Origin of the sequence: Cellvibrio chitinivorans, from assembly GCF_035117775.1 — a bacterium.
In the GTDB taxonomy this organism is placed as follows: Bacteria; Pseudomonadota; Gammaproteobacteria; order Pseudomonadales; family Cellvibrionaceae; genus Cellvibrio; species Cellvibrio chitinivorans.
The window spans coordinates 16487-37123 of sequence record NZ_JAYKKN010000006.1 but is presented as its reverse complement, the minus strand read 5'-3'; the positions used below and the strand labels follow the sequence as shown (position 1 = coordinate 37123).

The following is a 20637-nucleotide window of genomic DNA, read 5'->3' as shown; positions in this document are numbered from 1 at the left end:
CTGATCAGCAAGTACGCTCTTTAATTTCATCAACCACGAGATGGTGCTTATCATCAAACACCCAAATTTCTTCATAGTCCACTTCAAATAGATAGCCATCAGGGTCTTTAAAGTAACCTGCAATTCCCCACTGGGTACGGGTCGCCGGTTTTACCAAGGTTCCACCCGCCTCCACTGCTTTAGCCAAAATAGCAGGCACTTCCTCAGGAGTTTTTGCCAAATACACGAATGCGATGCCATTAAAACCTTTTTGCGTCTTTGCATCTGCCAAGGAGTCAGCCGCTAATGCCTCACGGGATAATAAACACAAGGCGTAACCACCCAAGTCAAACTTCACAAACTCATCATGCCCTGTCGGTGATTTTATCCAGCCAAGCGCTTCATAAAACGCACGGGATTTTGCAATGCTATCAACCCCCAACAAAATCAAATGCAGCCTTTGGCTTGGGGGTAAAGCATTAAAATTTTCGGATGAAAATACATATCCAACAGATTGATTCAGCATGATTAACTTTCCTTCGTTGATGTTTTTGATAAGTATGTAGAAAAATTTTGCCAATAGCTGTCAGGAGCATAATTAATTGCAAAAAAAAACGGCAACCGAAGTTGCCGTTTTGCATCACACCCTTGCGAGAATTTAATTACAACTGCGCACTAATGTCCAAGCATTTGTCCATGCCCAGCCTACACCTGGTTCGTAAGGGCCGCCTACGGTGCACCAACCACCTACAGTACAACGGTACTCATTGCCAACGTTACGCACGAGTGCGTTGGTGGCGTAAGTTGAACCGTTTACGTAAGCGGGCGATGTGCAGTTTCCTGCCGATACAGAAGAAGATGAAGACGATGGCGCTGCTGAGCTTGGAACCGAAGAACTGCTTGGTGGAGCAACGGACGATACGCTCGAACCGCTGCCATTACACGTCCCCAAATCCAACCAGTAGTTGTATTGGCCGCTGGTCAGCTCGGGATTATTGCCTTGCGTCCAGTAGTTAGCTTGATAGCGCTTGCTGTTGTATTTCACCTGATTAGGTTTGTTGTACACGACTGCCGGATCCCAAGTTGGCAAGCCCGCACAGGTATCGCTAGTGATAGAAGATGAGCTTGAGGACGATACCGATGAAGGTACCGAACTGCTGGATGGTGGCGCTACGCTTGATGAACTACCGCCGTATTGAACATCGATACATTGATAGAAGCCTTCCGGCGCATCGGCATAATCACGTTGCCAAATACTGTAGACCACATGGCGGCCAGTACGGGCAGGTAAATTTACCGTGTGGCGCGAGGTCGCCTCTTGTCCGGTTGGAGCGGATTGATGAATTTGCTCCAAGTCAGACCACTTCAGCGGATTCGCCGGGTTGTAGCCCTGCTTGGTGATGTAATAGCGGAAATACATGGTTCTGTGCTGCGCAGTGTTAGTCCACACAAATTCACGCGGCCCCGCTTGCACTTGCGTCACAGGCCAATCGGTTCTGGCTAAATCCAATCCGGCGTAGCCACCTACACCAGCACTACAGATTTTGCCGTCGGGAATCACTGCTGCGTGGTTATCCTTCACCCCGCCTATCGCAATACTTTGCGGTGAATAAAAGCCGACATTTCCAGCATTTTTAGCTGCAATACAAGCTGGTAATGTTGGGTTTTCGATGCCATTTTCCTTACACATGATCACGCGCGATTTAGGCGATGACACATATCCATGTGCGCTTGCATCCACAGCGCCGAATAGCGCGCCACTTGCGATTACAGCAGAGAGACTAAAGCGTTTGATACGGGAAACAGCGGACAGATGGTCTATGACTTTCACTTTCTTTCTCCTGAATCTGCAGCATTTATGCGCTTGATGAAAAGCAGACGCTGCTCTTGTTAGTCGAATGGATGTTTTCCAGATAAAAATCCGACAGCCAGCAAAATTGCTCAGTTTTTGCACTGGAAGGTCGAGTCTAGAAAGGGGATTTATAAAAGACCAGTCCCAGTTTTGGAATTACGGTTCGACTTTGAAGTGGGAAATTCAGATGTGAAATTTGATGCGAACTTAAAAGGTTCGACTTTGAGAAAGTGCCGTCTAATTGCAGTGACTTTACGCGGAATTCAAGCTAATTTACGGGAGACAACGTGCGACTTTGCATTTAAGCGCCACTGGAGCAGATGCTTAATCCAGCGGCGTTTGCGATAAAACTTACAACAGAATCAGCGTTTGTTGTTTGGCGCTATATTCCGCCGCCAACAATAACTCAACACCCATCAACGACTGCTGGGGCAAAAATGCGAGCGGAGCTACACCGGTAATTGCATCGACAATATTTTGATAATAATGCTCGTAGTAACCGCACTGACCGGCAATAACCGTGCGTTGTGCTTCGCCATTATTATGAACATGTAGCACTCCATAATTGTCCTCCCCTGGCTGCGCCCAACCCTGCATACCGGGAGTGATGCCGCGCATCATTTGGCCTTCTTGTACATCCTGCCCGAACTTCAGGAATGAACCTTTATCACCGTGAATAGACACAGTCGCGCCCTTCTCGCTCACATAGGTACTGGAACGCAAAATGACGCGCATATCTTCGTAGTAACAAATGGTATTGAAGTAATCGGTAGAACCTTCAGCACGGCGCAGGCTGCGCATATCTGCAAACACTGCGTTAGGTTTGCCAAATAAGCAGAGCATGGAATCCACCATGTGAATACCTAAGTCAAACCATGTACCTGAACCCGGCAAATTATCTTCTTTCCATTTTTTGTGGGTGATGTTGGTACGGTAGCGGTCGTAATGCCATTCCACTTCGACGATGCGCCCCAACTCGCCGGATTCAATTATTTTTTTTGCATCAAGATGATCGCTTTCCAAACGTTTATTTTGGAAAACCGACAGCACCAGATTTTTTTCTTCTGCCAATTTAATTAATTCATTACCCTCTTCCAAACTGAGCGTAAAGGGTTTTTCAACCACCACATGTTTGCCTGCTAACAATGCGGCTTTTGTCATTGAGTAGTGATGTTCGTTTGGCGTGTTTACCACAACCAAATGAATCTCAGGGTTAGCAATTAATTCTTCAAATGATTTAACAACATTTACCTGCGGGTAATCATTCAGCACCGTCGGCTCGTTGCGCTGTAACACGCTGTGCAAATTCAAGCGCGACTCCGCAGAAATCAGCGGTGCATGAAAGACTTTTCCTGACATACCATATGAACAAAGAGCAACATTTAACATAGTTATTCCCCAATCGATTAGCAGCGAAATAACGCCGCAAAAAATTAGTTATCCCGCGCACGCGGTTTTAATTTGATGTATACACGGCGCTTAACACGCGCGACTAGTTTGCCGTCGTCATCATTGATATCGACAATAAATTCCGGCACGTACTTTTCACCAGCAGCCGTTTTTGCGCGTATATCTGCGAGAATTTCATCGGTAATTTTAAATTGGGCGTGCACGTGGGTTTTACCGGGTGAGATGTAATCTACTTCAGCGTGTTTATCCCACACAAAATAATCACGCCCGAGGTTGTTCATGATCATCAACATATACCAAGGGTCGGTCATAGACACCAAACTGCCGCCGTACTGGGTTCCAACATAATTTTTGTTGTACCAGCGCAGCTTTAACGTTACGCGTGTTTCTCTGTAGTCCGCCGCTAAATGCGTCACTTTTATTCCTGAGAAAAACAGTGGCGGCCATAGGTTTACGAAGAATTTAAATGTACTGGCTTTCATCTTTTATCCTCAGTGATCGACACTATCTCGCAGAGGTCTTGCGATGTTTTTACTGGAACTGTCTGAGGCATGGATGCCGAAGTCGAGCCTCCAGGGATGGATTCACGGCGTGTCACAGTAAAAATTTCGCAAGACCTTTTGCACTACTCACGCTTGACCTTTTTTAGTTCACCCACGGCACACCTATTTGAAGCACTCGCTTGCGCGGGGCTATATTTAAGTCACCCGCTTGCGCGGGATTATGACCACACCATCTTCGCGGCAATCGACGTAGGCGCTAATGCCGTAGACTTGTTGTAAGTTTTCGGTAGTGAGTACGTGAATTGGTTGCCCATCGGCAATGACTTTGCCGTGATGAATTAACACCAAGCGCGAACAAAAACGTGCGGCCAAACTTAAATCATGCAACGCAGCAAACACAGCGCCGCCCTGTTGCGCATGTTCTGCAAGCAATTCCATCATGTGCAATTGATGATAAGGGTCGAGCGCAGCGATGGGTTCGTCGGCGAGAATAATATCCGGCTCGCCGGCAAATACACGTGCAAGCAAAGTGCGCTGCAACTCACCACCAGAAAGTGTAGTCACTATACGATGGCGCAATTGCGTTAACTCGGTAATTTCCAGCGCACGCTCAATCGCCAGTGCATCGCGCCCGGATTTTCCGCTCATAGGCTTATGCCAGGGTGCACGCCCAAGTCCAACCAAATGTTCTACTTGCAGCGGCCATGCAGGTGTTTCCTGCTGCGGTAAATAGGCAAGCATTTGCGCGCGTTCGCGGTTGGGTAACTGCTGGAGTGCTGTATTCGTATGCGTTTTATTGCTGATACTAACGCTGCCTGAATTAGCATCGCTCAAACCGGCCAGCACACGCAGCAGCGAACTTTTACCTGCGCCGTTAGGGCCAATCAAACCGACGAATTCGCCAGATGCCAGTTGCACGTTGATGTTGTCGATAATGGTTGAATTATCGCGTACCACTGAAATGGATTGGGCGTTGAGAGTCGTCGTCATGATCAAGCCCACCGTGAACGGGTTTTTAAAATCAGTAGCAAAAAGAAAGGCGCACCGATTAATGAAGTCACTACACCGAGTTTTAATTCGCGCGCGCTATCAAATTGACGCACAAAAATATCGGCCAAGACCAACAACAAAGCGCCGCCCAAAGCACTGGCAAACATTAATCGCCCAGGGCGATAACCGACAAACGGCCGCAGCAAATGTGGAATCACTAAACCGATAAAACCAATCGCGCCACTCACCGCTACACAAGCACCGACACCAATTGATATGCCTAATAATAAAATCCAGCGCTCGCGTTGATTGTTAAAGCCAAGCGAACGCGCGCTGTCTTCACCCAAGCTAAGCGCATCCAAAAATCGGCTGCGGCTTAACATCATTACCCAGCTAAATAATGCCAGCGGCAGCGCGATAGTTACGTGATCAAAATGGCGGTTCGCCAGCGAACCGAGCAGCCAAAATACGATTTCCTGCATCGCATACAAACTCGGTGCGAAATTCAAAGCGACGGCGATAAGCGCCGTCATAATCGCGCTCATAGCCGTGCCTGCAAGAATTAACGCGAGCATACTGCTGTGCAAACCAGCGAGCACATACACCATAAATAAGGTAAACAAAGCACCGACAATAGCTGCGCCCGGCAACCAAAACCAAGCACTAGCCGCAACACCAAAATATAAAGTACAAATCGCGCCAAAAGCCGCACCACTACTCACCCCCAACACACCGGGGTCAGCAAGTGGATTGCGTAACAAACCTTGCATAGCAGCGCCGCTCATACCGAGGGTTGCACCTATCACTATGGCGAGAATCAAACGCGGCAAACGAATTTGACCGATAACATTTGCCGCGAGACTTTGCTCGCCGCTAAAAAAATCCCGTATGCCTTTAACGACATCGATCTCGGCAAGGCCAGTATTAAGGGCGATAACAGATGCAATAATTATCGCGGCGATCAGCAGGCCAGTTAAAGCTGTATATGAGATTCGGTTTTGCAAAGGTTTCTACCTGTTCGCGAGTTTATTCTGCCAAAGCACTTTTTAATTTGCTGGCGACATCACCAATCACCGTCGCCGCACAACCGGATAACCCCGCAGGCAAAGTGATCACTTTAAAATCTGCATGCTGTAATGCAGGGTGCGCAAGATATTCACGCGCGAGTGAAAACGCATCATCACTACCCTGCTCCACAATTAAAATTTGCGGTTTGGCACTGAGCAACAATTCCAAATCCAGTTGATTAAAACCAAACATGCCGCGCTCAGCAGCTAAATTGCGCAAACCTGCCAACTGCATAAATTCATGCTCCAAAGTGCCATCGCCAATCACTACTCCATTAGCCGAATACCAAAAGGCGGTGAGCGGCGTTTTACCTTGTTTTGCTGCTTCTAATTTAATAGCTTCCAGTTCAGAGATTTGAGTCTTGATCGCAGCGACCATCAGTTGCGCTTGTTGCTGCGCGCCAACAAGATCAGCCAGTTGGATAATTTGTGTATTGATGTCATCCAGCGTGCGTGGCAACGCCAATCGCTCTACTCGCAGATTCAGCTTTTTTAACAATTCGATAGCATTAGGCGCATCGAATTCGCCAGCAAAGATGACATCGGGTTTGAGCGGAACAATTTCCTCAGCCAAACCATGATTCACAGGGACAGCTTTCACCTGCTCAGCAATGGGCGACCAAACCGGATTGGCGGTGAGATAACTGATCGATACCAAGCGCTGATGGTCTACCAGCTCCCATAAAAGTTGGTCGATACAAATATTCAGCGATGCAATACGCTGCGGCGATGAGTCCGCCTGAACTTGCGCCTGCGCAGAAAACACCAGCGAATAAAATAAAAAAACCATCATGCAACTGATGGTTTTTTTAATGCGCAACAAAACGGCAAGCTTACGCAAGTGGATTTAACCAAGCCGCGCCGCGCACGCCGCTGGAGTCGCCATGCACAGCGGGAAGTATTGGCGTATCGCATTCGCGACCAAACACATAATGCGGTAGCAATTTCGGCACCTCGGTATAAAGCGCTTTAATGTTCGAGGCACCACCACCCAGCACAATTACATCCGGGTCAATGGTATTAATAATCGCAGCCAAACCGCGCGCGACCTGATCGAACCAGGTCATCAAAACTTCTCTTGCCGCTACATCGCCCTGTTCGGCAAGCTCGACAATTTCATGGCCTTTGAGTTTTTCGCCGGTGATGAGTTGATAAGACAAACACAAACCCGTGCCCGACAAAAAGGTCTCCTGGCAACCTGATTTGCCGCAATAGCAAGGGCGCGCGGTCAACTCTGACTCAGAGGTCCAGGGCAACGGGTTATGCCCCCACTCTCCTGCAACGCCGTTAGGGCCGACAATCGGCTTACCTTGGTAGGCGACACCAGCACCGCAGCCAGTGCCGAGAATGCCGGCAAACACCAAATCGTAACCGCGCCCAGCACCGTCCGTCGCTTCAGAAACGGCAAGGCAGTTGGCATCGTTCGTAATCTTAACGTCGCGTTTGAGATACTCAGATAAGTCTTTTTGAAAGGGTTTGCCGTTGAGCCAGGTGGAGTTGGCATTTTTGACCCAGCCAGTCTTGCGCGAAATAGTACCGGGAATACCAATGCCCACTGGCAAGTTGGATTCACCCGCCGCTGCCTCGGCTTGGGCAACCAGCCCGGCAATATCGCGCAGGGTTGCAGCGTAATCGTCGCGCACTGTGGGAATGCGCGTGCGAAAGAGTTCGTCACTCTTTCCGTTTAGCAAAATCACCTCGGTTTTAGTGCCACCGAGATCAATACCGATACGAAAATCTGTCATAGGAATCAACCTGTTATCAAGCGTGGCGGGATTATAGGTGGCGCAGCTTTGCCTAGGCAAATAACTGGCAGTGTGTAAACAATGGCGAAACAGCGCGAAGGAGCTACACTCAACGACAGGCTTAGCCGCTATCACCAATGATAAAAGACTAAAAACTACCGAAGACTGCAAACTACCGAAAGCCCCGATTATGAACGACACCACAAAAACAACTGCCGCCAACGAGCGCCGCAAATTTAGTCGCATTTTGTTTGATGCCCATGTCGAATTGGCACAGGGCGAATTTCACTGGCGCGCCAGTTTGTTGGATATCTCTCTCAATGGTTTATTAATCCAGCAAACCCTGCCCGCGCCCGTCACCGTAAAAGAACCGATTCTGGTCAAAATATTACTCTCCGATAACACCAGCATCGCCATGTCGGTCACTGTTGCGCACCAGCACCACAACCAAACCGGGTTGATGTGCAACAGCATCGATATTGATAGCGTCAGCCATTTGCGCCGCCTGATTGAACTGAATTTAGGCGATGCCAGGGCGGCGGAACGGGAATTGTCTGAACTTGTCAGCGATTATTAATTCCGGTTTGCACCAGCACACCCGATTCGGAGAGGACTACTACAATGACTCAAGCCCAAAAAACTGACGACACAGTCGATGCAGACAAACGACGTCACCCGCGCTTTCCGCTGCGCGCCTATGCCGATTTGAAATACTCCAGCAAAGAATGGGAGGCGCATGTGTTGGATCTCTCGGAATCCGGTGCGCGCTTGGCGATTTTAAGTGAGCATTTGCTGCAAAAAGGTGATGCCTTGCGTTTACGCATTCAGGTGGACGAGTTAAACCTGCTGACATCCTCTAAAAAAACACTCGACTTGCACGGTCAGTTAATTCATGTGCGCGAACATTTACTGGGTTTTGAATTTCAACCCGATACACCTGTAGATAAAACCCTGCTGTATGAGTTGTTAAGCTATATCGAAAATAGTCACTAAACTGTAGTTATAAAACTGTAGCTATTGAACTGTCGTTACTGAACCCTAAGCCCTATGCGATCTGTTGTAATTTTTTATGTGGGTTTGAGCCTGTTACTGCTTTTTAGCGGTAACAGCACAGCAAGCAATGTGGCTGAGCAAGAACTGCATCTGATACTACCTAAAACAGGCTCACTTGAACCTGAATTGACCAGCCGTTTTTACGAGCAGGCATTACAGCTGGCACTGGAAAAAACCCGCCGCGAATCCGAAGAAATTCACATAGATTTTTATCCCGCCCAAATCAATCGCGAACGCGCACGCCTCTTGGTCAAACAAGGCAAACTGGATGTTATCTGGAGCAGCAGCAACAAAGCGCGTGAAGCAGAATTAACCCCCGTCAAATTCAACTTGATTCGCGGTATTAATGAATATCGCCTGCTGTTAATTCGTGCCAGTGAACAACCCCTATTCGACAAGGTTAAAACCTTAACGGATTTACAACAATTCAGGATTGGTACGGGAACTCATTGGAGTGATACAGAAATCTATAGCTACAACGCCCTACCGCTCGTAACCGCTTATTCTTACCGCTCTATGTTCCGCATGTTGAGTGCCAAGCGTTTTGATTACATGGCACGGAGTATTCAAGAGGTAAATTACGAACTGGAGCACTATGGGAAATCGGGCTTGGCAATTGAAAAAAATCTGGTGATTCACTACCCGCAGCCCATCTATTTTTTTGTAAATCTCAATAATCAGGCGTTGGCGGATCGCATACAAAAGGGATTAGTAATCGCGCGCGATGACGGCAGCCTCGACGCGCTGTTTTTGAGTATTCCCAACTTTCGTCAGGCGTGGGAACAATTACAAAAACTCAATCGCACAATTATTGAGCTGCAAATCCCGGAATAAAAAGCCCCGAAATAAAAAGTCCCGGAATAGATTTGCAACTCTCCGAAGCTAAAGTGCATCCAGCGCTTCTTGCAGATTTTTAACAGCAACCACTTCGATACCCGGATGTTTATCGCGCGGGGCATTAGCAAAGGGAACTATCGCGCGTTTAAAGCCATGCTTGGCCGCCTCACGCAAACGCTCGTGACCGCTGGGAACCGGGCGAATTTCACCCGACAAACCTACCTCGCCAAAGACGATTAGATCCTGCGGTAAAACACGGTCGCGGAAGCTGGAAACAATCGCCAACAGCACCGCCAAATCGGCGCTGGTTTCCATGACTTTTACGCCGCCGACAACGTTCACAAATACATCCTGATCACCCACCATAATGCCGCCGTGGCGATGCAACACCGCGAGCAACATCGCCAGACGGTTTTGATCCATTCCCACCGCAACTCTGCGTGGATTGCCAAGATGACTGTCATCGACCAAGGCTTGCAGCTCGATTAGCAGCGGGCGCGTGCCTTCCCACATCACCATGACTACCGAACCCGATGCTGCCTCTTCCGCGCGCTGCAAAAAAATCGCCGAAGGGTTATTCACCTCGCGCATGCCCTGCTCGGTCATGGCAAATACGCCCAGTTCATTCACCGCGCCAAAGCGATTTTTATTGCCGCGTAGCGTGCGGAAGCGCGAGTCGTTATCGCCTTCAAGCAGGATCGAACAGTCGATCATATGCTCCAACACTTTAGGCCCAGCCAAGGTGCCATCTTTAGTGACGTGACCAACCAGAATCAGCACAGTGCCGGTTTGCTTGGCAAAACGGGTGAGATAAGCAGCACTCTCGCGCACTTGCGACACCGAACCCGGTGCAGAGGAAATATCCTCCATATGCATCACTTGAATCGAGTCGATCACCATCACCTTGGGAGCGATTTGTTGGGCAATAGTGCAAATGCTTTCAACACTGGTTTCGCTGAGCATTTGCAGGCGATCTGTCGGCAAGCCAAGACGCTGGGCGCGCATTGCTACCTGCTGCAACGATTCTTCACCGGTGATGTAAAGCGTAGGCATGGTGCGCGCCAGATTGCACAGAGTTTGCAGCAGCAGAGTCGATTTACCCGCACCCGGATTACCGCCGATCAACACTACCGAACCGGGCACAAAACCACCGCCGAGTACGCGGTCAAACTCACCGGCGCCGCTGCTAAAACGTGGCACATCGTTTAAGGCGATCTCGGCAAGGGTTTGAATTTTGTTGCCGCTGGCACCGCCCGCGTAGCCTTCAAACTTTGCCGAGCGATTTGCCGGTGTAGGCCCCAAGCGCACTTCGCTCAAGCTGTTCCATACACCGCACTCAGTGCACTGCCCTTGCCATTTTTTATAATCGGCGCCGCATTCGTTGCAGACAAATGCACTTTTGGTTTTGCTAGACATTAGCGTTTTTCACTGGTCAGTTTGAGATAAGCGCCCAAGCCTACCAACAAGGCCACAGCAGCAAACAACATAAATACCGCCGAATCCAAATGCCCTGCATCACCCAATAGCGACTTAAACATCAGCAACAGCGATTCAATCGATACCGCAATCACAATCGCCGACATAAAGCGCGCAATGGTGCGGCGAGTTGAGCCGGTGTGATGAATATCTTTGTGCAGCAACACTTCCTCTTCGAGAATCGTTTTACCCAAATCAAAAATCGCCAAGCCCAAAGTCACCAGAACGACCGATTGGAATGCTTGAGTTACCGTATTGGCGTGTTCATGGATCATATGGTAGAGCGACTCACCCGCTGAAAACAGCAACAGTATGGACACCGCTACCAGCATACAGCCGATAACACCATAAATAATTTGAAATAGCGGATGCACAACTCGGCGCAGGCTATCACCATTTAAAAAGGTGATCAGTTTTTCAAGGTTAAAGTTGATCACCAGATACTGGGTAGCATTCGTTCGATCAATAAAACGCTGTACCGCTGAAATCGCCAATTGATGAGTCGCACTGGAAAGGTAAGGCTGAGTCACCGTTATCTTTGAGTTGTTATCGCGCGCAGTCCGGTAGTAGATACGATTGCTGCGATCTGATCCAAAGCCCGGCTCGCGACGCTTGGGGTCAGGCACGGTTGGCGATGCAGCAGACTCTGTGGTTTGCACACCATTTTCATCAAGACAGTAAAGTAACTCCACAAACGGATAAGAATTGTGCAATCGCTTAACAACTTCATTTAATTGCTCGTGTGAGGTTTCCAATTTATTGGGGGAAAGCGAACTCACAATCGATTCGAGTAAACGCTCGATTTGGGGTTGGTACTCATCGTATTTTTTTAGCAAATATAAATAGTTACGCGGGGTCATATCTCACACTCATCAACACAGCAGGGCTGCAAATCGGCCGGCAGTTTACCTTATTCACTCGCATTTATTGTGCCATGCCACAGTAATTTCCTGCGTCAAAAAGAAACCCCGGCAAGCCGGGGTACTGGTTAGGAATAACGTTAAAAAATCGGACTCTGCGATTAGCTGATCAATATGCAGGCAATTCGATATTGGCTGGTGCTGCGCCACCTATCGCCACATTGCCATTATTCAGCACAAAGGTGACAACCTGAGTCTGTAGCTCAGCCGTCACTTGCGGTGCGCCACCCTCGGGGCGCAGCAGAGACACATGGCCGCCCGCCGTGTGTTTAACGTAGCCACGCCCTAATTGGGTTGAGCCTAACCCCAACTGCGTAGTGTTCAGCAAGGTTGCCAGCACATTGGTGCCCATTAACGGAGCAACCTCGGCGCTATTGGGCATCACCGCATCATTATTGATCTGCTGCACCAGAGTCGGCACACCAAGAGTCGCCAGAGTTTGTGCATAGTTGACCGGATCGCCTGCATCCATCGCACTTTGCGCGGCGTAGAGGAAGCGCTCGTAATTGCTGGTTCCCACATTCACACCGCTGGCCGCTAAACCACCGTTAATTGCTGGTGCAAAAGTGGCTGAATTCACCAGCACCTGCGCGACTTGGGTTGCCGCTGCACTGGCGACCAAACCGCGAATCGGATTGAGATTGGACGACAAGCCCGCACTGGCATCATTAGTAATAGCCATTTGATTCACTGTGGTGAATACGCTGCCGAGAATTCCACCCAAAGAGACGCCCACAACATAGACGCGGTTTACATCCAAACCAGTGCTAAGGAATTTACGCATTTCGGTATTTACGCTACTAAGACTGGCGTTGAGATTGAGCAAATCCATCACCGCCTGACGGTTGTTATCGCGCGTATTAGTCAAATACCCGAGATTGACCCATTGCGCACCAGAACCATCATTCGCACCGGGCGATTCAAAGTTCATCGGCGCAGGCGCTCCACCACTGCCCGCCACGTTGAAGTGGCGCTCATGAGGCGCATTGGCACCATAAAGCGTGGCAAAAGGAATCGATTGACTCTTTTCTACGTTCAACACATTGACCAAGGCGCTATTGGCCGGAATGCCATGCACTGGCAAATCGATAGCGACTGTCGCGATACAACGGCTTGCGAGCGTATGCCCCAGCGCCAGCACCGAGGCGCGGTCGCTGGTGATGCCGTGGACATAGATCACCGTTGGATAACCCATCGCCGCATAAATTTGTCCGCAATTGGCTGCTCCGGCATAGCCCGGCACCCAGTTGTCTTGCGGCATGGTCACTTGTAGCGGCACAGATTCATCGCCCGTTTTCGCTGCAAACGGGTAGCGATAGGTGACGTTATAGCTGCCGTCTACATCCGTAGGTACAGTCACCCCCAAGGCGCCCGCAAGGGTGAGATCCGGCTTCCAGCTGCGCGTTAAATAGGTACCAAATGGTAAGCCTGCCGCCGCCGTCTGGTAATACGGCAGCTTGATGTAACCGGTATAGAGCTTGCCGACATTGGCAGCCAACTGGGCGCTAAAGTTATTGAAATCAATCCCCGTCAGACCCGATACACCCAAGTCACGCGCCTTGGGCGTTGGTAGCAAACCGGCAGAATCCAAAGTCATCGCATTAGCGACCGCTGCCGAAGGCGCAACACCTGCGGCAATTTGCGTGCTGGCGATAGCGGCGCGCGGCGATGCCATCGCCACCATGCCGGTTTGTGGATCAGTCGTCGTGAAGGTATAGGTCAGCACCAGTTTTTCTTTCGCAGCTGCTGTTGTCAGCTGGCCGCCACTGACCGCAGCGAGAAAACCACTGGCCAGCGTCTCCCAACCGATAATCGCATTACGCACCGGCAACAATGAGCTGAGTGTTAGATAGCTAGGGTCGCGCAGCGCGTTGTAATTCCAGGAGCGCGTCAGGCTGGCGCCGCTGGTGTTTTTGACATCATCGGTAATAAACACCAAGTACTTGGCCTTGGGTTTTAACGGCTTAGTGGGGCGGACACGGATAACGTTATTGGCGCCGCCATCTTGTGATACCACTACCGCATCATAATTTGCCAAACCGGCTATACCCACCACATTGGCGGGGTTAAGTGCATCTTTACCGCCGGTATCCAGCTCCACCAAAAACACGGTTTGCGAAGCCACTACCGAAGCAGCATTCACGCTGTCGCTGAGCAAAATATCGAAAAACGCCGAAGTCGAAAAACCATCCAACTGATTCATAGTCGCCCGTACCGGATCAGTTGCGGCGCCCAAACTGGCAGTGCCGTCAGTGGTCGCCGCAGCGGCAAAAATCAAGTCAGTATTAAATGGCAGGTCAGACACTATCGGGTCGAATCGAGGATAAGTACCCACAACATAAGCATCGGGGCCGGTCAGCTCTAGCGGTTTTTCGGTACCGCTACCGCCACCACAGCTAATTAGGCCAAAAGATGATGCGATAAGAGATGAAGCGAGTAATGAGCGAATAACTGGGGACGATAAAACGAACTGATTAGATTTATTTTTCATGGTGACTTCCGCAGCAACTATTATGGGTTTTATGAGGGAAGTGTAGCCAAGTTTTCGGTTCCTGCTAAGCTATGCGCGATACATACGCGATAAAAGAAGCTTGAGCTAAAAAGGCTGGGGGAAAAGTGCGCAAAATAAAAAAGCAAACCCGAGTGGATTTGCTTTTTATGATTTTATTGAGAGTTTTGTGAACAAACACGCAGGTTTTAATCTACTCAGCTAACTTTTTTATCTATAGCCGTTAACAAATTCAGGTTCTGCCAAGCCCAGTTTTACTCGCCACATTTTTTTAACAGGCTTGGGCAATGAATAAAAGTTTTTATCGGGCAATTGCTCCTGAAAATCATCGCCAATAAGTGTTTGTAGATTTTGTGCAAGCGCATTGCGCACATCACCTTGCGGGGGATAATTCACAACCAGATAAAACAGCGAACCAGAATCCATCGCTGCCAACTCATCGGGCTGGCCAGATGGTTTGATCGCGGTCAGCGGCAACACTGTTGGGAAATAGCCAAATTTTTTCTTAAAGGCCAAGACTTGCGCTTCCGGCCAAACGCCTTGCGAAAGCGCGGCATTTGCAGCACCGGACAACACCGCTTGCGGCGCAACGGCCACCGGCAAATGCTGCTGTGCCAGCAGACCAACCAACTCATCGGGAATAGTATTAGCAACAGCCACTTGCCCGCTGCCGACTAACAAGATCGCGCTATAGATTGCAGCGCTGCACAATTTCTGTAGCTGCTTCATTTTTTGCCTCCTGCACGATTTTTCGCTTTAAGTTCAGCGTTATAAATATCCCATTTTTCAACCGCGGTAGTACCTGGATACTGCACGCGCACAATGGTGCGGCGCTCGCGTTTTTTCATCACCGTTTGCATCAGCGATTCGTCGTAAACAAAACCGGTGATCAGTTGCGGAGCAACGCCGCGCGCAATCAATTCTTTGGTCACTACGTCTGCGCGCTGAGTTCCCAAGCGATGATTAATTGCATCGGTGCCTTCGGGGCTGGTATCACCCACCAGCAAAACTTTTGCACCGGGATAATTGCGCACCAAGCTTGCCGCATCATCCAATAAAGGCTTTTGTGCTTCCTTGATGTGATAGCTCGCCATATCGAAGGTGAGTACAAAATCGCGCTGCGCCAAATCGCCCAATGCCCGCGCACAACCTTGCACATCGACTTCACTGGTTGGCGCTGTACCATCACAAATGTCACGCGCATTGATCACACCATCTTTGTCGGTATCTTTTAAATCGAGAATTTGTGCCGAGCTGTAGGGTTTTTCAACATGTGCCTGACAGGCGCTGAGCATGATGGCGATAAGCCCGCAAAAAAATACTGAATAAGGTTTCATTGTTCACTCTCCTTGCCCGCCCACTCTTGGGGATACGCAATACGCAGCGCATAACCCAAACGCCCGGTTGCATTTAGCAAGCGGTAATTGGATTGCAGCTGATTGTATTTAGTCGCGAGATAATTGCGCCGCGCCGAAAAGACTTCCACTTTGGCGTTGAGCAAATCCAACAGTGTGCGCTTGCCGAGTTTGTACTGCTCCATGTAAGTGGTTTCCGCCAAACTGGACGCATCTACACTTTGGCGAATCAATAACTCTTGTTCGGTGAGCGATTGCAGCGCGTTCCACGACAGCGCCGTGCCTTCCATTAAATCGCGCTCGGCAGTGGTGCGAATTGCCAAAGCTTCGTTGTAGCGCCAGTTGGATGCACGTGCTCTGGATCTATCGCGGCCGCCGTTAAACAGGTCGTAACGCATAGTGAGCATTACACGATAGTCTTCATCCGGCCCTTCAAAACCGCCTTGGTCATGGCCTTTATTGGCGTAGCCTTCGATGCTGATTTTTGGATAGTAGCCAGACTTGCTTGCGCGCACTTCCTGTTTAGCTGCTTGAATATCGGACATGGCTGATTGCAATTGTGGATGAGAGGCTTTGGCCCACTCGACAGCTTCTTCCAGTGTCTTGGGTAGCAAGACACTGTCTGCAACCGGATCAGTGAGGTTGGACGGCATTTGATTTACCAAACGCAAAAACTGCGCGCTCACATCGCGATAATTATTTTGCGCAGACACTAAGGAAGAACGCGCATTGGCTAAACGTGCCGACACCTGGGCAACATCGCCATCATTGGCAAAACCGGAAGACACCAAGCGTTTTACATCATTCATGATTTGCTCGTGGTCTTCTACGTGATGTTTGGAAAGCGTTACCAACATCTCTGCTTCGCGTGCCTGCAAATAAATATTGCATACATCCAGCGCCAGATTTTCTGCATCGGCAATCAGTTGCAAACGCTCGGCTTCTGCCTCGTGCGAAAGACGCTTGGAATTGGCTTGGGTTTCAAACCCGTTAAAAAGCAACCAACCGATTCGCAAACTGGCCTCGTCGCGAGTGAGTTCTTCATCGATCAACTGCCCTGAACTGTATTTAGTTTCCTCTGGGCCTATACCCGCGCTCAAACTTAACTGCGGCCAGTATTCCGAGGTAACTACACCCCGCTCTTCCAACAGTGCATTAAATCGCGCGTAGCGCCCCATCAACGTCGGGTCGCTACTGATCGCAGACGCAAGCGCTTCCTCCAGAGTTATTGCTTCGCTGGCGAGCGGAAACAAAAGCCCAGCACATAACAACAGTCGCTTCATAGGATGATTCCTTAACTATTTCCTTCAAAAAAAATCGCCATCAACTATCAATTGTTACCTATGCGTTAAGCCTCACGCATAGATTCGGCACGCGCGCGCAATAATGGTTTTAACCAATACTGCAAAATGGTTTTTTTGCCCGACAAAATATCCACCTGCGCTTGCATGCCCGGAATAAGCGGTTTGTCTTTCCACATGGCAGATTTCCATTCATCCGCCTCACCCACTATGTGAACGATGAAATAGGAATCGCCTTTATCATCGGTAATCGCATCGGGGCTGATGTGCAACACGCGCCCTTTCATGCCGCCGTAGATTACAAAATCATAGGCGCTTAATTTGATGATCACTTCCTGCCCCTGCTGAATACGGGCGATATCTTTTGGCGCTATTTGCGCTTCTATGCGCAGCTGATCGCCTTCGGGCACTATGTCCATAATCGTTTCACCGGGACGCACCACGCCGCCGATGGATTGCAGCAAAATCGATTTCACTTTGCCCGACATAGCCGCATAAATTTTGGTTTGCTCCAACTGGCTACTTAAACCGGCCAGCATTTCTTTTAAGCGCGCCAAACGGCCTTCGGTATCGGTGAGATCATTCTGCGCACGCGCGCGAAATTCATCGAACAAAGACGCGCGCGCTTGTTTTGCTTCCGCCACCATCGACTCGATTTTTTCAATGGTGATTTTGACTGCATCCACCTGCCCCACCAGCCCCACTCGCTCGCGCTCCAGCTTGCGCGCTTCAGCGGCGCTCAGTGCACCACTTTCCACCGCCGCTTTGGTCAGGCGCATTTCCTCGTCTAATAACGTCAGCGCACTGCTTAGCGTTTGTTGTTTTTTGCGTGCTTCACTTAAATCGCGCAGTTGCTGGACGATGGTTTCATCGGCCTGATTAACTCGCCCTTGCAGCTCGCTCATATCGGCGCGATAGGTAGCAGCTTCGGCTTGTAATGAGGCGTTATCCGGTGCTTGTTCAGCATCAATTACAGTGGTGGATGACAAATAACGCGAGCTTTCCAGCGGTGAGAGAGTCACTGCTTGTTCGTCACCGTTTTGCACTGCGATTGAATCGAGTTCATGCAATAAACGCAGACGTTTTGCTGCGAGTGTTTGCTGCTCGGCAAAGGCTTCGGCGTGGCTGGCTTTTGCCCGCGTCTCGTCAAGCGTCATCAACAATTGCCCCGCGCTGACCTGATCGCCTTCGCGCACATGTAGCTGCCGTAAAATTCCGCCATCCAAACTTTGCACATGCTGCACAGACGCAGATGGAACCAATTTACCGGTGCCTACAACAACTTCATCGATATGCGCCAGACTCGCCCACACAATTGCAGCAAATACCAAACCGCCGATCAGCCAAATAATTTGCCGCGCGGCATAGGCTTGTTGCACCTGCGGCCAATAACCGACGCTGCTCATGTTGAAGTTCCCTTAGGTGTAATAACCACTTGGCGTTTGGGCGTTGCTGTAGGTGTGATTGTAGGTGTAGCTGCTGATTTTTTTGCCCCAAACGAATTGGCGACAAATTCCGAGCGGGGTTGATCTAGAATAATTTTGCCGCGCTCCATCACCAGCACGCGGTCGCAAATATTCAGCAGCGATGGTTTATGAGTGGCGAGGATAAATCCGCGCGTTGATGGCAATTTGGAGAGAGTTTGGATAACCCGCTGCTGCATGGTGTCATCCATCGCACTGGTGGGTTCATCCAATAACAGCCAAAGTGGATCGTTCATCATAGTGCGTGCAAGAGCGATGAGTTGACGCTGGCCGCCCGAGAGCGCCAAACCGCCCTCGCCCACTGGCGATTGCAAACCATTGCTCAAGCCGGCGATAAAATCGTTAATGCCCAAACTGGTCACCAGATGGCGCAGGTGTGTTTCGTTTTCTACTGCTTGGCCACAGGTGATGTTTTCAAGAATACTGCCCCACAACAGCTGCGGGTTTTGCGCAAGCCACCCCAGTTGCGAACGCAAATGTGCCAGCGGCCAGCGCTCGCGTTCTATATCGTCGTAATAAAGCAAACCAGAAGTGGAATCCAACTGCCCCGCCAACATAGACAGGAGCGTCGATTTACCGCTGCCACAAGCACCGAGAATCGCAATGCGTTCGCCCGGTTTGATCGCCAGTGACAACTGCTGCAACGCAGGCTGGGTTTGGTCGCGATAGGCGAAGGTCACATCCTGCATCCGCAGTGAACCGGTGAAAGTCAGCTCGGTAAATCTATGCTGTTGATTTTCCTGCTCCAGCGCCATGATGCCATCCAACCCGACAACCGCCGCTTTGGTTTGGGTGTAACGCAACAAGAGCAAAGCCACCTGCCCCATAGATTGCGCGGCGCGCCCGCTGAGCATGGTGATGGCAATCATCCCGCCCATACTGAGCAGGCCTTCGCTAATACGCGCAACACCCCAGATTAATAACCCGACCGTTACCAAATATTGCGACAACATTAACAAGTGGTTGAGTGAGCTGCTCACATCGCGCGCGCGAATGTTGTAATCGGCAAGCTGGCCAACCAGTTGTTGCCAGCGGCGCACAAAAAACGCTTCCTGATTTTTTTGTTTTAACTCGGTGAGTAATTGCAGGCTTTCAATCAATTGCGCTTGACGCTGGCTGGATAAACGCCCCGCTTCGGTGATGGCGGCGGTGATTTTTCCGCGCGCCATTACCGCCACTATACAGAGCGCAACCAAAGCGATAATGGGCACAAACACCAGCGGACCGCCGAGCCAGGCGATTAACCCTAAAAACAAAATGGTGAACGGCAAATCCACCAAGGTGACCAGCGTGGCCGAGGTGAGAAAATCCCGCACCGTATCCACTTCTTGCAATTGTTTAGCAAAGGCTCCAACCGATTGCGGCCGCTGCCCTAGCTTCATACCCATGACTTTGCGATAAATTTCGGTGGAGACGGATACATCAATCTGACGGCCAGCCATATCCGTAATACTGGCGCGCGCATTGCGCAGCAACCAATCAAAAATCAGCGCGATAGTGACGCCAATCGATAACACCCAAAGCGTATCCATCGCCTGATTAGGCACCACGCGGTCGTACACATTCATGGTAAACAGCGGCACCAGCAAGGCGAGCAAGTTCACCACCAGCGAGGCAAACAATAAATCGCGATACCAGGGGCGTGCTTGCAGAAGCGCTTTTTTGAGCCAGTGAACCGGCACTTGCGGGAGTAAATCTTCCGAGCGACGGTCGGCAAGCTGCTCGGTAGATACCAACAACATAGCGCCGCTTAATTCGCCGACGGGAATTGCACGCTGTTGTTTTTCGTCGGCCAGATAAAGATTGGCCGTGCCATTGGCGATGCTTTCCACAATCCCCAGCTGCTGATTGTGCAGCACTACAAACGGCAATAACTGCTGATCAAATTCAGCTCCAGCCTGTGTTTGTAGTGCAAGGGTTTTGCTATCAAGGGTTTTATTATCAAGAGTCAGCTGCAACCCCAATTCCTGAGCACAACTGTGCGCGGCAACTTGAGTTAAATCTAACGAATTACACGCACGCAATGGATCCCATTGATTTTGCGCAGGCGTGGGCAAATGAAAATACACCCGCAGATGTTCCAGCACCGCTCGCCATTGACTGCGAGCATTGGCGGCGGCGACATCTGCCTGTAGGTCGGGCGTCATATTCATAGC

19 protein-coding genes are annotated in these 20637 nt (G+C 50.0%); 3 read left to right on the top strand and 16 right to left on the bottom strand.

The window, feature by feature from the left end:
* Positions 1–4: 4 nt before the first annotated feature.
* The 8 genes from SPL68_RS15515 to SPL68_RS15480 form a co-directional block, all read right to left on the bottom strand.
* Entirely contained in the window at positions 5–505 is a 501-nt protein-coding gene (locus SPL68_RS15515) for a VOC family protein (protein ID WP_323816081.1), read from the bottom strand.
* A gap of 132 nt (positions 506–637) precedes the next feature.
* Complete coding sequence (locus tag SPL68_RS15510) at positions 638–1810, bottom strand: lytic polysaccharide monooxygenase auxiliary activity family 9 protein (protein ID WP_323816080.1); 1173 nt, start codon at positions 1808–1810, stop codon at positions 638–640.
* 372 nt (positions 1811–2182) lie between these two features.
* Positions 2183–3220: a Gfo/Idh/MocA family oxidoreductase gene (locus SPL68_RS15505; RefSeq protein WP_323816079.1), complete on the bottom strand. Its 1038-nt coding sequence runs from the start codon at positions 3218–3220 to the stop codon at positions 2183–2185.
* A 44-nt stretch (positions 3221–3264) separates the two neighbouring features.
* Positions 3265–3723: a DUF4442 domain-containing protein gene (locus tag SPL68_RS15500; RefSeq protein ID WP_323816078.1), complete on the bottom strand. Its 459-nt coding sequence runs from the start codon at positions 3721–3723 to the stop codon at positions 3265–3267.
* Between the two features lie 216 nt (positions 3724–3939).
* Complete coding sequence (locus SPL68_RS15495) at positions 3940–4734, bottom strand: ABC transporter ATP-binding protein (RefSeq protein WP_323816077.1); 795 nt, start codon at positions 4732–4734, stop codon at positions 3940–3942.
* 2 nt (positions 4735–4736) lie between these two features.
* Entirely contained in the window at positions 4737–5738 is a 1002-nt protein-coding gene (locus SPL68_RS15490) for a FecCD family ABC transporter permease (protein ID WP_323816076.1), read from the bottom strand.
* Positions 5739–5760: 22 nt separating this feature from the next.
* Positions 5761–6642 (bottom strand): ABC transporter substrate-binding protein, encoded by an 882-nt coding sequence (locus SPL68_RS15485; protein WP_323816075.1) that lies wholly within the window; start codon positions 6640–6642, stop codon positions 5761–5763.
* A complete protein-coding gene (locus SPL68_RS15480; RefSeq protein WP_323816074.1) occupies positions 6635–7546 on the bottom strand; it encodes an ROK family protein in 912 nt (303 codons plus the stop codon). The genes SPL68_RS15485 and SPL68_RS15480 overlap by 8 nt, the downstream gene beginning before the upstream one ends.
* Positions 7547–7736: 190 nt before the next feature.
* Between SPL68_RS15480 and SPL68_RS15475 the strand changes: the two genes are divergently transcribed.
* The 3 genes from SPL68_RS15475 to SPL68_RS15465 are packed head-to-tail and all read left to right on the top strand — an operon-like array spanning position 7737 to position 9433.
* Complete coding sequence (locus SPL68_RS15475) at positions 7737–8123, top strand: PilZ domain-containing protein (protein ID WP_323816073.1); 387 nt, start codon at positions 7737–7739, stop codon at positions 8121–8123.
* 44 nt (positions 8124–8167) lie between these two features.
* Positions 8168–8539, top strand: a complete 372-nt coding sequence (locus SPL68_RS15470; protein WP_323816072.1) for a PilZ domain-containing protein — start codon at positions 8168–8170, stop codon at positions 8537–8539.
* Between the two features lie 54 nt (positions 8540–8593).
* The gene (locus tag SPL68_RS15465; RefSeq protein ID WP_323816071.1) at positions 8594–9433 is read left to right on the top strand and encodes a substrate-binding periplasmic protein; all 840 of its coding nucleotides are present in this window, start codon (positions 8594–8596) and stop codon (positions 9431–9433) included.
* Positions 9434–9481: 48 nt separating this feature from the next.
* On the opposite strand, the gene radA is transcribed toward SPL68_RS15465, so the two are convergent.
* The 8 genes from radA to SPL68_RS15425 form a co-directional block, all read right to left on the bottom strand.
* On the bottom strand, positions 9482–10852 hold the full coding sequence (gene radA, locus SPL68_RS15460; RefSeq protein ID WP_323816070.1) for a DNA repair protein RadA: 1371 nt from the start codon (positions 10850–10852) through the stop codon (positions 9482–9484).
* Positions 10852–11772: a PDC sensor domain-containing protein gene (locus SPL68_RS15455; RefSeq protein ID WP_323816069.1), complete on the bottom strand. Its 921-nt coding sequence runs from the start codon at positions 11770–11772 to the stop codon at positions 10852–10854. Before SPL68_RS15455 ends, radA begins: the two co-directional genes overlap by 1 nt.
* Before the next feature lie 169 nt (positions 11773–11941).
* Positions 11942–14323: a hypothetical protein gene (locus SPL68_RS15450; RefSeq protein WP_323816068.1), complete on the bottom strand. Its 2382-nt coding sequence runs from the start codon at positions 14321–14323 to the stop codon at positions 11942–11944.
* A 228-nt stretch (positions 14324–14551) separates the two neighbouring features.
* Complete coding sequence (locus SPL68_RS15445) at positions 14552–15070, bottom strand: hypothetical protein (RefSeq protein WP_323816067.1); 519 nt, start codon at positions 15068–15070, stop codon at positions 14552–14554.
* Positions 15067–15678, bottom strand: a complete 612-nt coding sequence (locus SPL68_RS15440; RefSeq protein WP_323816066.1) for an OmpA family protein — start codon at positions 15676–15678, stop codon at positions 15067–15069. The genes SPL68_RS15445 and SPL68_RS15440 overlap by 4 nt, the downstream gene beginning before the upstream one ends.
* Entirely contained in the window at positions 15675–16979 is a 1305-nt protein-coding gene (locus tag SPL68_RS15435; protein ID WP_323816065.1) for a TolC family outer membrane protein, read from the bottom strand. The genes SPL68_RS15440 and SPL68_RS15435 overlap by 4 nt, the downstream gene beginning before the upstream one ends.
* Before the next feature lie 65 nt (positions 16980–17044).
* Positions 17045–18403 (bottom strand): HlyD family type I secretion periplasmic adaptor subunit, encoded by a 1359-nt coding sequence (locus tag SPL68_RS15430; RefSeq protein ID WP_323816064.1) that lies wholly within the window; start codon positions 18401–18403, stop codon positions 17045–17047.
* Positions 18400–20634, bottom strand: coding sequence for a type I secretion system permease/ATPase (locus tag SPL68_RS15425; protein WP_323816063.1), 2235 nt, complete (start codon positions 20632–20634; stop codon positions 18400–18402). Before SPL68_RS15425 ends, SPL68_RS15430 begins: the two co-directional genes overlap by 4 nt.
* Between the last annotated feature and the right edge of the window lie 3 nt (positions 20635–20637).